This window comes from Flavobacterium sp. EDS (genome assembly GCF_020991525.1).
GTDB lineage: Bacteria > Bacteroidota > Bacteroidia > Flavobacteriales > Flavobacteriaceae > Flavobacterium.
Map to the genome: position 1 here is coordinate 28,053 of NZ_JAJMOZ010000019.1, position 15,315 is coordinate 43,367.

At 33.3% G+C, this 15,315-nt stretch carries 10 protein-coding genes; 5 read left to right on the plus strand and 5 right to left on the minus strand.

The window, feature by feature from the left end; all coding sequences use genetic code 11:
- Nucleotides 1-163 precede the first annotated feature (163 nt).
- The 5 genes from LPB87_RS18820 to panC form a co-directional block, all read right to left on the minus strand.
- Nucleotides 164-2,128, minus strand: a complete 1,965-nt coding sequence (locus tag LPB87_RS18820; RefSeq protein WP_129540481.1) for a biosynthetic peptidoglycan transglycosylase — start codon at nucleotides 2,126-2,128, stop codon at nucleotides 164-166.
- A 24-nt stretch (nucleotides 2,129-2,152) separates the two neighbouring features.
- Nucleotides 2,153-3,514 (minus strand): DNA repair protein RadA, encoded by a 1,362-nt coding sequence (radA, locus tag LPB87_RS18825; RefSeq protein ID WP_195738188.1) that lies wholly within the window; start codon nucleotides 3,512-3,514, stop codon nucleotides 2,153-2,155.
- Nucleotides 3,514-4,665: an alpha/beta hydrolase-fold protein gene (locus tag LPB87_RS18830; protein ID WP_129540482.1), complete on the minus strand. Its 1,152-nt coding sequence runs from the start codon at nucleotides 4,663-4,665 to the stop codon at nucleotides 3,514-3,516. Before LPB87_RS18830 ends, radA begins: the two co-directional genes overlap by 1 nt.
- 183 nt (nucleotides 4,666-4,848) lie before the next feature.
- Nucleotides 4,849-5,199, minus strand: coding sequence for an aspartate 1-decarboxylase (panD, locus tag LPB87_RS18835; RefSeq protein ID WP_129540483.1), 351 nt, complete (start codon nucleotides 5,197-5,199; stop codon nucleotides 4,849-4,851).
- Between the two features lie 14 nt (nucleotides 5,200-5,213).
- Entirely contained in the window at nucleotides 5,214-6,092 is an 879-nt protein-coding gene (gene panC / locus LPB87_RS18840) for a pantoate--beta-alanine ligase (protein WP_230728909.1), read from the minus strand.
- Nucleotides 6,093-6,170: 78 nt separating this feature from the next.
- Here panC and LPB87_RS18845 point away from each other — a divergent pair, with 78 nt between their 5' ends.
- The 5 genes from LPB87_RS18845 (at nucleotide 6,171) to LPB87_RS18865 (ending at nucleotide 15,167) form a co-directional block, all read left to right on the plus strand.
- Nucleotides 6,171-6,977, plus strand: coding sequence for a glycogen/starch synthase (locus LPB87_RS18845; RefSeq protein ID WP_230728910.1), 807 nt, complete (start codon nucleotides 6,171-6,173; stop codon nucleotides 6,975-6,977).
- A gap of 21 nt (nucleotides 6,978-6,998) precedes the next feature.
- Entirely contained in the window at nucleotides 6,999-8,651 is a 1,653-nt protein-coding gene (locus LPB87_RS18850; RefSeq protein ID WP_230728911.1) for a DUF4270 domain-containing protein, read from the plus strand.
- A 10-nt stretch (nucleotides 8,652-8,661) separates the two neighbouring features.
- Nucleotides 8,662-10,509 carry a glutamine--fructose-6-phosphate transaminase (isomerizing) gene (gene glmS, locus LPB87_RS18855; RefSeq protein WP_230728912.1) on the plus strand — a complete coding sequence of 616 codons (1,848 nt, stop codon included), beginning with the start codon at nucleotides 8,662-8,664 and terminating at the stop codon, nucleotides 10,507-10,509.
- 295 nt (nucleotides 10,510-10,804) lie between these two features.
- Complete coding sequence (locus LPB87_RS18860) at nucleotides 10,805-13,612, plus strand: TonB-dependent receptor (protein WP_230728913.1); 2,808 nt, start codon at nucleotides 10,805-10,807, stop codon at nucleotides 13,610-13,612.
- 85 nt (nucleotides 13,613-13,697) lie between these two features.
- Nucleotides 13,698-15,167 (plus strand): G-D-S-L family lipolytic protein, encoded by a 1,470-nt coding sequence (locus LPB87_RS18865; RefSeq protein WP_129540486.1) that lies wholly within the window; start codon nucleotides 13,698-13,700, stop codon nucleotides 15,165-15,167.
- Nucleotides 15,168-15,315: the final 148 nt, after the last annotated feature.

Genomic DNA, 15,315 nt, shown 5'->3' on the forward strand with positions numbered 1-15,315 from the left:
TGATTTTTGCTAACGCGAGCGTCTTGCTAGTGAACACAATCAAAATTAAGTGCAAATGTTTGGAGGTTTTTTTGACTTTGTAGGTATGATAATTTAAGTGAACTAATACCTAACAGGTTTTTAAAACCTGTTAGGATAGCAATATTATGAATACTAAAAAGATTTAAAGGTCAAACTCATCATCTATAGACATAGAATCTATAGGAACCGCTGTAGAATCTGGTGCTTTTATTCGTAATAATGAACGAGCATGACCCGAAACATAAACAGGTAGTCTGTTAATAGTATCTTCGGGTGTTATAACACCGCGACGCAACATAAGATTACTAAGAAATTTTTGATTTCGAATAGCGTAGTCTTTTAAATTACCCTGATCGTTAAATTGGTATGTGAATTTTCTTGGGCTCGGAATAATTGTAGCTAAAAATAAACATTCGTCTAAGCTTAAGTCGGCAGGACTTTTTTGGAAATAAAAACGGCTTGCTTCACCAATTCCATATACATTTGGTCCCCATTCGATAATATTAAAATATACCTCGAGCATACGTTGCTTACTTACAACACGATTATTTTCGAGGATGTAAACTAATAGAATTTCTTCGAGTTTACGAGATAATGTTTTTTCTCTGGTAAGGAAAACATTTTTTACCAGTTGCATACTAATCGTACTCGCACCACGAGAAAATTTCTTGGTTCGAATATTTTTTAAAATCGATTGTTTGAAAGCTTCATTAATAAAACCGCGATGTGAGAAGAACGATGGGTCTTCTGTAGTTAATACACTTTTTTGAAGATACGGGGAAATTTGCTCAATAGGAGTGTAATTTGGGTTTCCAGCACCTACTAAAATGGGTCTCTGTAATACATTTTTTATAATGGCACGATACACAAATTCACTATTTAATTTGTTGAGGTTTGCTTGACCGTATTTAGTGATTGTAAGGTTTTCTTTGTTTAGTTTACTATCAAAAACTAAACTGTTTGGTTTGTTTTTATTGAATTTGAAATCGAGTTTGTAATCAAAATTACCTGTAGCTTCCATTCCTTGAAAATTGGTGAATAAACCATCTGGTAGCGAGACAATAAAATCTTGCGCTTTCATTTTAGGAATAGCAACTTTTAAGGTATAAATAGTATCCGATTTGGTATTATAAGATACGTAAGGATGAAGTTTTATTTTGTTTAATTGAACTGTTGAGGTGCTATCTATTGAGATAAAATCAGAACCCAATAAGAAACGATAATCAAAACGAGCATTTTTTATGATTACATCTTTGCTGGCAATCTTTGCATGGTTGATTTTTAAATTGGTTATAGAAGAATATCCATCGATGTGGAGTTCGCTTCCACTTTTTTTAATATTCTCAATATTCAATCGGATAGAGTCGAAGCTTGCCAGCATATTAAAACGATCATCAATGTAAGGCACTCGAATTGCTCCTGTATCAAGATTAAAAAATCGAATATCAGCTTTTTTGTTTCTTGGATCAGCAAAGCCTTTTATGTTCCAGCGTTGGTCGAATGTTTTGGTTTGAACATGTAAATTGGTTTCAAGTTCTTTATCGGCCAAGACTAGTTTGTTTATTGCAATTTGTGCTTTTTTACCATTGTCATCAATCTTGAAAATCAAATTTTCCAACTTCATATCGGTTGGAACAAGATTTAATAGTTTTGATATAATTCGGTAAGCATACGTTGCATATTCTCTTTTTTCATTTTTAGATGTATTGGCACTGTCCTTCTTTAAGAAAGCATCAAAATTCTTGATGTTTCCTTTTTTTACCAATTGGATATAACCTTTGTCGATTTTTAATGTTCCAATTTGGATATCACCTACTAATAAATGTGATAAGCTAATGCTTGTCTCTATATTGTGGATGTTACAAAGGGTATCGGCATTTTTAGGAACTAATATTACATTGGATAGTTTTATACCTGAAATTCCATCAAATGAAGCTGTTTTTACTGAAAACGTACTATTGTATTCATTGTTCATTTTATCTGATACTTTTGCAATTGCTTTATGCAAAAGAGCATCTCGAAAGAAATAAGCACCAATTAGTACGACAATAAATAGTATGACTGCAATTTTGAGAGCCAATACTATTTTTTGTTTTTTTGTTTTCATATAAATTCTTTGATGTATTTAAGTTTATCCAAAAAGAATACTGGCTACGTCTTCTATTTTGGCAACAAGTTCAATTTTGATTCCTGTATTCTTTAACGCAATTTTATTGTATTTAGATACAAAAATAGTCGAAAATCCTAATTTTTCTGCTTCTTGTATGCGTTGATCTACTCGATTAACAGGACGAATTTCACCAGATAAGCCTACTTCTCCAGCAAAACAGAACCCTTTTGTTACAGGAATATCTTCATTTGAAGATAAAATAGCAGCTACAACGGCAAGGTCTATTGCAGGATCATCTACAGAAATTCCTCCCGTAACGTTTAGGAAAACATCTTTTGCTCCCAAACGAAATCCAGCTCTTTTTTCTAAAACAGCCAAGATCATATTTAGTCTTTTGGCGTTATATCCTGTTGTACTTCGTTGAGGTGTTCCATAAACGGCTGTACTCACTAAGGATTGTATTTCGATCATTAACGGACGCATTCCTTCAAGTGTTGAAGCAATTGCTGTTCCCGATAATTCTTCGTCTTTATGTGAAATCAATATTTCGGAAGGGTTTGATACTTCTCTTAAACCACTTCCTAGCATTTCGTATATTCCTAGTTCAGCAGTGGATCCAAAACGGTTTTTTAGAGATCGTAAAATACGATAGACGTGATTTCTGTCTCCTTCAAATTGTAAAACAGTATCGACCATGTGCTCCAGTATCTTTGGACCTGCAATGTTTCCATCTTTAGTAATGTGACCAATTAGGATTACAGGGATATTGGTTTCTTTGGCAAATTTGATTAATTCGGCTGTAGTTTCTCGAATTTGAGAAATACTCCCAGCAGTTGATTCTATATAATCGGTATGAAGCGTTTGTATAGAATCAATGATAACAATCTCTGGCTGAATGGCCTCAATTTGTTTAAAGATATTTTGGGTTTTGGTTTCAGTAAGGATATAGCAATTATCCCCATTTGGCGTAATTCTTTCAGCACGCATTTTTATTTGTTTCTGGCTTTCTTCACCCGAAACATATAGGGTTTTATAGGGTAATTGTAATGAAACCTGAAGCAAAAGTGTACTCTTCCCAATTCCGGGTTCGCCACCTAAAAGGGTTAGTGATCCAGGAACAATACCGCCCCCAAGAACTCTATTTAATTCGCCATCAGTGGTATCCATACGCACTTCTTGCGTAGAATCGATTTCGTTTATTCTTAAAGGACGAGGTGCTTTACCAGTTGGAGTAGGTTCACTTTTCCAAGCAACTTTTTCTTGTTTTTGGATAATTTCCTCAGCTATGGTGTTCCATTCTTTGCAAGAATTACATTGTCCTTGCCATTTAGAATATTGAGCGCCACAATTTTGGCAAAAAAAGGTTGTTTTAACTTTTGACATTATTTCTTTTTGATAAGATCATTCATTTCATCTATTTTGTCGTACATCAAATCTTTGTTCAATCTGCCAATAGGCTCCATTTGTGAAGCGTTTTGGTATTTTTTAGAAGCTCTTTTTGCATCTCCCATTTTTTCGTACATCAATCCTAGTTCGTATTCACCTAACATTGCTTTAGGATAACTAGTATTGGCAATTTCCGCTAATATGCCTAATTCGTCGTATGCATTATTTTTTAAAATAGCAGTTTCTACAGCTATATAATCATTCATTCGAACAGGCATTTCAACACCTAATGTTTTTGTGATTATGTCATATTTTTCTCTTAGATAGTCAACATAACCAGATTTAAGAATAACAATCTTGTCATTATAATCGGTTAAATTTATAGGCTTATAGGCTTCAAAAATTTGATTTAAAGCATTAGGTATTGCATATAAAACGGCTGAATAATAAGTAGTGTTTTTAAATAAATCGTATTTGTAATTTATTAAAGGATTATTAGCTATTTTAATGTTTTGATCTAATTTTTGGATTGGCTCTTTGGTTTTTTTAATATCTCCGTCAGCAGCAGATAGATAATAAAATAGAGGTGTTTTTAATTTAGCAAATTTTTCAGGAACGCGAACTTCCATTTGAGTTGCCAGCTCTGGACTCATAGAAATGTATGCATTAAATAATGGTACTTCTTTATATAAGAAGAAATTTAAATAGCCAGCAGTTACTCCATGACCAGCAATAATTCGGAATGGTGCAGTACGATAATTTTTTTCAACTTTTGAAATTACTTCACCTGCAACAAATTCAAAAAACTTGGCTCCTTTTTCAAATGGTAAACCATTAATTCCGTCAAAAGTTGAATCATCTTCACGCTCATCATTTTTGTTTTGGTGAATGGCTACAATAATAGTTTCTGGTAAGTCATCCCAATAAGCACCATATTTTAAAGCACCGCTAAAAGGATCTAGAAGATATTCTCCGTCAAATAAATAAAGTACAGGGTATTTTCGAGTTTTATTGGTTTCGTAAGAAGCAGGCAATTCAACTGTTATTGTTCTTGCTTCTCCTAATGGTATTGAGTTAATTGTTTCTGTTTTTCTTTGAGAAAAAGCGGTAATAGAAATGAATAATAGCAGTAGGTAAACTTTTTTCATAATTTGGGATTTCTGAAATTTTAAGATTATCAAAATAGAGTAGCAATATAGTACTTTATTTTTTTTTATTTAATTACAAATTGATAATGGCATGGCAATTTGGTTAACTTATAGATGCAAAATTGCCCTTTTTACAAAATTTAACTTTGAAAAAGGGCAGTTTTTATAGGTTTAGAAATGGATTTATGTTAACGAATTGTCATTTTCATTAGGGAAAACAATCCATGGCTTGAAGGTTTTGGCTTCTTCAAACTCTAATGTTGCATAAGAAATGATAATGATGATATCATCTTTTTGTACTTTTCTTGCTGCAGGCCCATTAAGGGTTATTTCGCCCGAATTTCGTTCTCCTTTAATGGCGTACGTTTCAAAACGTTCTCCATTATTAATATTAACAATTGCCACTTTTTCGCCTTCAATCATGTTTGAGGCGTCTAGTAAGGCTTCGTCAATAGTAATGCTGCCAATATAATTAAGATCGGCTCCAGTTACTTTAACGCGGTGTATTTTTGATTTTACTACTTGAATTTGCATGTTACAAAAGTAAATTAATTTAATGAAATAGTATCGATCAACCTAATAGAATTAACAAATACTGCTATAAATGCGCGGTAATTTTTGTCTTTACTTTTATGATCGATAGGTAATAATGTAGATTCATCAGCAATTACGAAATATTCTAGTTCAAATTTATCGTTATTTTTGAAAGAATTTTCCACGAATTCAATTGTCTCTTCAGGACTTTTTGTTTGAAATATTTCTTTTGCTTCAGTTAGAATTTTATAAATTATAGCAGCCTCCTGACGTTCATCATTATTCAAACGTTCGTTTCTAGAGCTCATTGCCAGTTGGTTTGGTTCTCTAAAAATTGGACAACCAACAACATTTACTGGAAGATGGTTTTTTTCGACCATTTTCTTTACAATCTGCAATTGTTGAAAATCTTTTTCTCCAAAATAAGCGTTTGTTGGAGTAATGATTTCAAATAGACGTTTTACGATAGTACCAACGCCATTAAAATGACCTGGTCTGAATTTTCCTTCCATCTGATTTTCTAGTCCATCAAAATCAAATGATTGAGAAACGGTATGTCCTTCGTAAATATCTTCGACAGTTGGAGCGTATAAAATTATTTCATCGCTTAAATCACACATTTTTCTTACATCTTCGTCTAGAGTTCGGGGGTATTTTGCTAAATCTTCTTGGTTGTTAAACTGTGTTGGATTTACAAAAATACTTACAACTGTGTTGTCATTTTCGTTTAATGATCGTTGCATTAATGCCAGGTGACCTTGGTGTAAAGCGCCCATGGTTGGTACGAAACCAACACTTGAATTTTCTGTTTTAATAGTTTTTAGATAAGCTATTAAAGCAACTTTACCGTAGAAAATATGCATGGTGGTATTATTAAAATTTAATGCAAACATAATATATTAGTTAATAACTGCATAAAATTTTGTAATTTTGCATCGTTTTTATTACCAAAAATTAAGCAAATTACTATTATGAAAGATAAGAGGATATTGTATGTATCATCTGAAGTTGTGCCTTATTTAGCTGAAAATGAGGTTTCTTTAATGTCTTATGATGTGCCAAAGATGATTAACGATCAAGGCGGGCAAATAAGAATTTTTATGCCAAGGTATGGGAATATCAATGAAAGAAGACACCAGTTACACGAAGTTATTAGACTTTCTGGAATGAATTTGGTAGTGAACGACTTAGATATGCCATTGATTATTAAGGTAGCATCTATTCCTAAGGAAAGAATTCAGGTTTATTTTATAGATAACGATGAGTACTTTAAGAGAAAAGCTACTTTTACAGATGAAGAAGGCGTAATGTATCCAGATAATGACGAAAGAGCGATCTTCTTTGCTAAAGGGGTTGTTGAAACCGTGAAAAAATTAAATTGGGTTCCAGATATAATACATGTTCATGGATGGATGGCAGCAATGTTGCCTATATATATGAAACATTACTATAAACATGAAGCTTTATTTTCTGAAACAAAAATTGTTACTTCTGTTTATACGCAATCGTTTGATGAGACACTAGATCCTGAAATGATTAAGAAGGTTAAGTTTGACGGGGTTCCACATGAAGCCGTTTCAGATTTAGAGATTCCAAATTACGAAAATATCTTAAAAGCGAGTATTCTTCATTCAGATGCGGTAATAATTGCCTCAAACAATCTGTCTTCAAGTTTAACAAAATTTATAGAATCTTCGGGAAAACCTTTTTTACCTTTCGTCCCAAAAGATGCATTCGCAGAGGCGTATACAAATTTTTATAAAAACGAGGTTCTTTAAAATTTAATTTTTTTATTACACATGCAGAATACTTCTTTTTTTAGGAAAATATTTTTAGTAGCAAGCGTTGCATTTTTTTATTCTTGCGACAAGGATTTTAATGCTATAGGCGATGATTTAATTGGTGGTAATCATTTTGATTTGGCCACAATGGATCTAGAAGTGATAGGTTATAATCAACAGATAAAAGCAATACAATCTAATAATTTGACATCAAATCAATTAGGGATTTATGTTAATTCTGCATTTAGTACAACGGTTGCTAATTTTGCTACACAGGTAACATTGGCGGAACCTAACCCAACAATTGGAGAAAGTCCTGTTGTTCAAAGTATTGAGCTTGAAATTCCATATTATAGTCACATAGATAAGGTTGAAAATGGAAAAAATATATACATACTAGATTCAATATATGGTCCTTTAGATGGTAGAATGAATCTTAGTGTTTATGAGTCAGGGTATTATATGCCTAATTTGGATCCAGATGATAACTTTGTAAGTTCAAAGCTTTTTTTTACTGATGATAATCATCTTTTTGATAATGTAAAAGTAGGTGCGCGCTTAAACAACGGCCCTGATGAAGAAAATATTAATTTTAGATTCAGTCCAGAAGAAATTACCGAAACGACTAAAGATAATGCAGGTAAAGAAACGGTGACCAAAAGAGCGCCAGCAATGAAACTTAATTTGAATACTACAGTTTTTCAAGAAAAAATTCTTAAGGCTCCAGCGGGAAAATTGGTTTCAAATGATGTTTTTAAAGAATATTTTAGAGGCTTGTACTTTAAGGTAGAAAGTAATGGTGGTGCAAGCAGAATGGCTACTATGGACTTTAAAAAAGGAAAGATTACTATTAAGTATAAAGCTAAAACGGAAATAACGACAGATGATGATGAAACAATGGAGGATAAAACTTTAGTCCTTAATTTAAGTGATAATACTGTTAATTTACTACAAGAGACTAATCTTAATTCAAGTTATAATACAGCAATAAGTACTCCAAAAGTAAATGGTGATGAAAAGTTGTACTTAAAAGGAGGTCAGGGCTCAATGGCTATATTAGAACTTTTTGGTAGAACGGATGTTATTGGGTATGATAAAAATGGAAAATTAACGCAAGGGCCAAATAATGTTCCAGATGAGTTGGATAGATTAAGAAATCCAGCAGATGGGAAGAAATTGTTAATTAATGAGGCTAATTTGGTTTTTCATATTGATTCAGATGCTATGAAAAATAGTTCAGAGCCAAATAGAATTTATTTGTATGATTTTAATAATAATAGACCTATTGTAGATTATTATAATGATGGAACTCCAAGTGCTACGAATGATGCAAAAAAAATTAAGCAAGTTTTTAGTGGTATTTTAAATGTTGATCCAGTTAGTAAAAAAGGTACAACTTATAAAATTCGACTTACAAATCATATTAAGAATTTGATTAACAACAAAGATTCAACTAATGTGAAAATGGGAATTGTCGTAACAGAGGATATTAATGTTGTTGCTTCTAGTAAGTTAAAAGCTACAAATATAAAGACAGTAAAAGGAGATGCATTTACTAAGGCTCCAAGAGCATCGGTAATGAGTCCTTTAGGAACAATTCTTCATGGAGGGAATTCACCTGATGGAAGTAAGAGATTAAAACTTCAGATTTACTACACGAAACCAAATTAATTAAATATATATGTGTGGAATTGTTGGATATATTGGATATAGAGAGGCGTATCCTATTGTAATTAAAGGGCTAAAACGACTTGAATATAGAGGTTATGATAGTGCTGGAGTTATGTTATATGATGGAGAAGCAATTAAACTTTGTAAAACAAAAGGTAAAGTTTCGGATCTTGAAGCTAAAGCCAATGAAGGTTTTACAACAAACGGAACTATAGGAATAGGACATACACGTTGGGCAACACATGGTGTTCCTAATGATGTGAATTCACATCCTCATTTGTCTAATTCTGGAGATTTGGCAATAATACATAATGGTATTATCGAAAATTATGCTCCACTTAAAGAAGAATTAAAAAAAAGAGGGTATGTTTTTCATTCAGATACAGATACTGAGGTATTGGTAAATTTGATTGAAGAAGTTCAGAAACAAGAAAATCTTAAATTAGGGAAGGCAGTACAAGTTGCATTAAATCAAGTTGTAGGTGCTTATGCTATTGCGGTATTTGATAAAAAGAATCCTAACGAAATTGTTGCAGCTAGATTGGGTAGTCCATTGGCAATTGGAGTTGGTGAGGGTGAATATTTTGTTGCATCAGATGCTTCGCCATTTATTGAATATACCTCAAATGCAGTTTATTTAGAAGATGGAGAAATGGCTAACATTAGATTGCATAAGCCTATTAAGATCAGAAAGATTAAAGATGATTCATTAGTAGATCCTTATATTCAGGAGCTTCAAATGAATTTAGAGCAAATTGAAAAAGGTGGTTATGACCATTTCATGCTTAAAGAAATATATGAGCAACCTAGTGTTATAAAAGATACTTACAGAGGAAGACTTCATGCAAATGAAGGAATTGTTCAGTTAGCTGGTGTTGAAGATAATTTAGAGAAATTTCTTAATGCCGACAGAATAATTATTGTTGCTTGCGGTACTTCTTGGCATGCAGGTTTAGTTGCAGAATATATCTTTGAGGAATTTGCCCGAATTCCTGTAGAGGTTGAATATGCTTCAGAATTTAGATACCGTAATCCTATCATTAACAAAACAGATGTGGTTATAGCAATTTCTCAATCTGGAGAAACTGCAGATACTATGGCAGCTATTAAATTAGCAAAAGAGCATGGAGCATTTGTATTTGGTGTTTGTAATGTTGTAGGTTCTTCTATTTCTAGAGAGACTCATGCAGGTGCTTATACGCATGCAGGTCCTGAGATTGGTGTGGCTTCTACAAAAGCGTTTACGACTCAGATTACTGTGTTAACGATGATTGCTTTGCGTTTGGCAAAAGCAAAAGGAACATTGTCTAGTTCAGATTTTCATAGATACTTGCAAGAGCTTGAACTTATCCCGGATAAAGTAAAAGAGGTTTTGGAAACAAATGATGTTGCCAAAGAAATTGCAGGAGTCTTTAAGGATTCTCCAAACTGTTTGTATTTAGGAAGAGGTTATAATTTTCCTGTAGCACTTGAAGGAGCTTTAAAGCTTAAAGAAATCTCATACATTCATGCAGAAGGATATCCTGCTGCAGAAATGAAGCACGGACCAATTGCTTTAATTGATGAGCATATGCCGGTAATAGTAATTGCACCTAAGCAAGGACATTACGATAAAATTGTAAGTAATATTCAGGAAATAAAATCCAGAAGTGGAAAAATTATTGCAGTAGTAACTAAGGGTGATACGCAAGTACGTGAATTAGCAGACTATGTGATTGAAATTCCTGAAACATCTGATGCTTTATCGCCATTAATAACTACAATTCCATTGCAATTGTTATCTTATCATATAGCAGTTATGAGAGGTTGTAATGTTGATCAACCAAGAAACTTGGCTAAGTCGGTTACTGTAGAATAAAACATATAATATTATAAGTATTTGAAAAAGCGAGATTTACATCTCGCTTTTTTTATAACAAAAAATTAAGAATTCATTTTTATAGAATATTCAATTTTACCTCCAAAATAATATGTATGCATAGTATATTTCAGTGAGTTATGGGTTAAATGTTGTCAAAAGTTCAAAAAACATAAATACGAATTATGTATTTTTGTTACTAAAAAGTTAAGGAATATTAATATTTCTTAACAATTTTTTAGTAATATCAAAAATATTTGTACTTTGGTAACATAAACCATCTAAAACTAACCAAATGAGAATGTATTTACTTATTTTATCATTGTTATTCTGCGGGGTATCCTTTGCGCAGAGCACAATTTCAGGTTCCGTTATTGATAATAAAAAAGAAGCAATTCCTGGAGCTAATATTAATGTTGTTGGAGAGGCTAGTAGTACGTCTACTGATTTCGACGGTTCATTTGTTTTAAAATCATCTAAAAATTTACCATTAACTATCAGAATTACGGCAGTTGGGCATGAAACTAAGACTGTCAATATTACTTCTGCTACACAAAAAATTACTGTGTTATTAGTTGAGGAGCAAACAATGTTGAATGAAATTGTGGTATCGGCTTCGAGAACTCCAGAAAGAGTAATTGAGTCACCTGTTACAATTGAGAGAATGGGTATTCAAGATGTAAAAAGTACTACCGCTCCGTCTTTTTATGAGGGTTTAGAGAATCTAAAAGAGGTTGTCTTTAATACGAGTAGTATTTCTTTTAAATCAGTAAATACAAGAGGCTTTGCTACAGTTGCGAATACTCGTTTTATGCAATTGGTAGATGGTATGGATAATTCATCTCCGGCACTAAATTTTGTATTAGGGAATTTAATTGGTCTGAATGATTTAGATGTTGCTAGTGTTGAACTTTTGCCTGGAGCGTCATCTGCGCTTTATGGAGCCAATGCTTTTAATGGTATTCTTTTTATGAATAGTAAAAGTCCATTTACGTATCAAGGGGTTAGTACTTATTTTAAATATGGTCAAACTACACAAGATGTAGCGGGAACAAATGATTATGTAGATCTTGGTTTTAGAGCAGCTACCGCATTTACTAAGCATTTTGCAATTAAAGCAAATTTTAACTTTGTAAGAGCAACCGAGTGGATTGCCGACGATTTAAGAAGTTTAACTGGAGGTTCTATCGGGCATGCTAATAATCAGAATTATGATGGACTAAATATTTATGGTGACGAGGTTACAACTTTCCTTCCAAACGTAGGACAGGTAAGTAGAACAGGGTATCATGAAAAAGATTTGAATAATAATAAATCAGAAAGCGTAAAGGCAGATTTTGCAATGCATCTTAAGCCTTGGGATAACGAAACTGAGTTTATCTTTCAATACAAATTAGGTATAGGTAGTACTATTTATCAAGGAGCAAACAGATATTCTTTGAAGAACTTTTTTATGGGACAAACTAAATTTGAAGTAAAAGGAAAGAATTTTTTTGCTAGAGTTTATATGACTAATGAGAATGCTGGAGATTCATATGATATGCGTTTTGCTGGTTGGAATGTAAATAGAGCAGCTAAATCAGATACCAACTGGTTTACAGATTATGCTAAGTCATTTCAATTGTCTTCGGCAGTATTGGGGCTAAATGCAAATGATGCAGCAAACTATGCCAGAACTTTTGCTGACTACAATGTTTCGCCAGGTTTGGGATTAGCACCAAATATCGATCCAGCCAATCCTACTGCCCCTAGATCTGCCAGATTTGAACCTGGTTCGCCACAATTTGTAAGTGCTTTTACAGATGTTATTAATAATCCAAATCTAAAAGAAGGAGCTAAGTTTATAGATCATTCTAAATTATATCATTCTGATGTGAATTACAATTTTAAAGACCTTGTTAAGTTTGCTGAAATTCAAGTAGGAGGGTCTTGGAGACAATATGTAATGAATTCTGAAGGAACAATCTTTACAGATTATGATGGCCCGTTAAATTATAAAGAATACGGAGCTTATACACAGGTTGCTAAAAAATGGATGGATGATAGATTAAAATTTACAGGGTCTATTCGTTATGATAAAAGTCAAAACTTTAAGGGAAATGTATCGCCAAGAGTTGCTTTTGTTTATTCTGCTGGAGCAAGCAAAGTGCATAATTTTAGACTTTCATATCAAACAGGATTTAGAAATCCTACAACTCAAGATCAATACATTGGTTTGGATTTAGGTCCATTTGCATTAATTGGTTCTGCAGCAGAAAATTTAGATCGTTTTACAGAGGTTAGAGAAGTGAGTTTAGCAGGTCAAGCGGCAAATAATCCAGCTACGGTAATAATGAATGGCCACAAAGCTTACGAAAATGCATATACAGTGGCTTCTGTGCAAGCATTTGGGGCATCTGGAAATCCTGCAGATCTTCAAGTAGCTAATATTGGATTGGTAAAACCAGAAGAAGTACAGGCTTTTGAGATAGGATATCGTTCTGTGGTAAGAGATTTCTCGATTGATGTTAATGCGTATTACAATATTTATGATAATTTCATGAATACGGCTCGAGTAATTAGTCCGTATTACGGAACTGTAGGTACAAATTTTGCAGATGCAGAAGTAGCAAAAAGTGTTCAAGCGTTAGCGTTTGGAGATAGAAGAGTTTATCAGGTTTATACTAATACAACTGCTCAAGTTACTTCTTTTGGAGTAGGAGTTGGTTTGTCTAAAAAAGTATACAAAGATTTTGAAGTAGGAGTAAACTATAATTACTCGCAATTAGATTTTGATCAGTCAAAAGACCCAGGTTTTGTGGCAGGCTTTAATACTCCAAAACATAGAATTAAAGGTTCATTAGGAAATGCTAAATTGTTTAAAAATTTTGGATTTAATATGAATGTAAGGTGGAATACTGAGTATTTATGGGAGGCCTCTTTTGCTGATGGAATGATTCCTGAGAACACGGTTTTCGATGCACAAATAAATTACGCATTTCCTAAGTTGAAATCGGTTATAAAGGTTGGTGCTACAAATCTTTTTGGAAAAGATTATCTTCAGGTTATAGGAGCAGGTTTAATAGGGCAACAATGGTTTGCTTCGTGGACAATTAACCCATAAATAAATTATTGAATATGTAATTTATGTGCTTCTTGATGAATTTAAGAAGTTGGGAAAATGAATATTAATGTAAAAATAACAAATCATGATAAAAAATTTTAAATGGCTATTATTGGTTTCATTGGCCTTTGTAGCATGTAATAATGATGATGAAGATACAACACCTGCTGAAGTTCCAATCACACCTGGTTCGGCAGTGTTTACGAAATATATTGCTTTGGGAGATTCATTTGCGGCAGGATATAGTGATGGCGCTTTGTTTGCAAAAGGACAGCAAGGCTCGTATGCTAATGTATTGTCGCAACAGTTTGCGCCAGCTGGGGGTGGGGCTTTTACTACGCCATTAATGCAGGATAATATTGGAGGTTTATTGTTTGGAGGTAATGTGATTTTAGGACCTCGACTATATTTTAATGGGGTTGGGCCAGTTCCTGTAAGTGGTAAGCCAACAACTGAGGTAACTACTCATTTAACAGGCGCGTTTAATAATATGGGAGTACCAGGGGCAAAAAGTTTTCATTTGCTAGCTGCTGGGTATGGCAATGTAGCAGGTGTGCCTTCGGGAGCAGCAAATCCGTATTTTGCTCGCTTTGCAAGCTCGTCTACAGCTACTATTTTAGGAGACGCTGTAGCGCAAAAACCAACTTTTTTCTCTTTGTTTATTGGAGGAAACGATGTTTTGAGCTATGCAATATCTGGAGGAGTGGGGAAAAATCAAAAAGGAAATATGAATCCAGCAACATATGGTAGTAATGATATTACAGATCCGACTGTGTTTGCAAGTGTTTATGCTTCTTTGATAGATGGTTTAATGTTAAGTGGAGCTAAAGGGGTTGTGGCAAACTTACCAAATGTAAGTGCGTTGCCGTATTTTACAACGGTGCCTTACAATCCGGTACCATTAACGAAAGATTTAGCAGCGCAATTAAATGCAGGATATGCAACTTATAATGGAGGATTGAAAGCTATGGTTGCTAATAAATTATTAACGGAAGAAGAGGCTGTTCGCAGAACAATAAAATTTGTGGAAGGAAATAATGCTGTGGTTATTGATGATAGTTATCTTACTAATCTTACAGGGTATGGAATTCCGTCATATAGACAAGCGACAAAAGGAGATTTTATGGTGCTTATTGCTCGAAATTTTATAGGTACCGCTGTTGGTGGGGATCCGACAAAAGTAAATGGTCTTTCGGTTCCTTTGGCAGATAGTTGGGTTTTATCAAAAGATGAAGTTGCAGAGGTTGTTTTAGCAACTAATGCTTATAATGATGCTATCAAGGCGGTTGCAGATTCAAAAGGATTAGCATTAGTAGATACAAGGGCAGTTATGGCGCAATTGTCTAATGGAGGTATTAATTTTGGAAATTTTAATATGACTTCTGCTTTTGTAACAGGAGGAGCTTTCTCTCTTGATGGTATTCATCCAAGTGCTAGAGGATATGGTTTAATAGCAAATATTTTTGTAGATGCTATTAATGCAAAATATAATTCTACATTGCGACATGTTGATTTGGGAAATTATCCAATTCAATATCCAGCAATAATAAAATAAAGCCAATTTTTTTAGTAAGAAAGCCACCCGTTTTTTTAATGTGGTGGTTTTTTTTATTAGGCTGAAAGGATGGTCTTTTATACAATCAATGGGCTTATTTTTATTAACTGTAAAAAATATAGTATTTTTATAAAAAAAAGTTATTGAT

Excerpts from the sequence above, each read along its gene's own strand:
- LPB87_RS18820 (WP_129540481.1), bottom strand. The coding sequence starts at position 2,128 with ATGAAAACAAAAAAACAAAAAATAGTATTGGCTCTCAAAATTGCAGTC.
- radA (WP_195738188.1), bottom strand. The coding sequence starts at position 3,514 with ATGTCAAAAGTTAAAACAACCTTTTTTTGCCAAAATTGTGGCGCTCAA.
- LPB87_RS18830 (WP_129540482.1), bottom strand. The coding sequence starts at position 4,665 with ATGAAAAAAGTTTACCTACTGCTATTATTCATTTCTATTACCGCTTTT.
- panD (WP_129540483.1), bottom strand. The coding sequence starts at position 5,199 with ATGCAAATTCAAGTAGTAAAATCAAAAATACACCGCGTTAAAGTAACT.
- panC (WP_230728909.1), bottom strand. The coding sequence starts at position 6,092 with ATGTTTGCATTAAATTTTAATAATACCACCATGCATATTTTCTACGGT.
- LPB87_RS18845 (WP_230728910.1), top strand. The coding sequence starts at position 6,171 with ATGAAAGATAAGAGGATATTGTATGTATCATCTGAAGTTGTGCCTTAT.
- LPB87_RS18850 (WP_230728911.1), top strand. The coding sequence starts at position 6,999 with ATGCAGAATACTTCTTTTTTTAGGAAAATATTTTTAGTAGCAAGCGTT.
- glmS (WP_230728912.1), top strand. The coding sequence starts at position 8,662 with ATGTGTGGAATTGTTGGATATATTGGATATAGAGAGGCGTATCCTATT.
- LPB87_RS18860 (WP_230728913.1), top strand. The coding sequence starts at position 10,805 with ATGAGAATGTATTTACTTATTTTATCATTGTTATTCTGCGGGGTATCC.
- LPB87_RS18865 (WP_129540486.1), top strand. The coding sequence starts at position 13,698 with ATGATAAAAAATTTTAAATGGCTATTATTGGTTTCATTGGCCTTTGTA.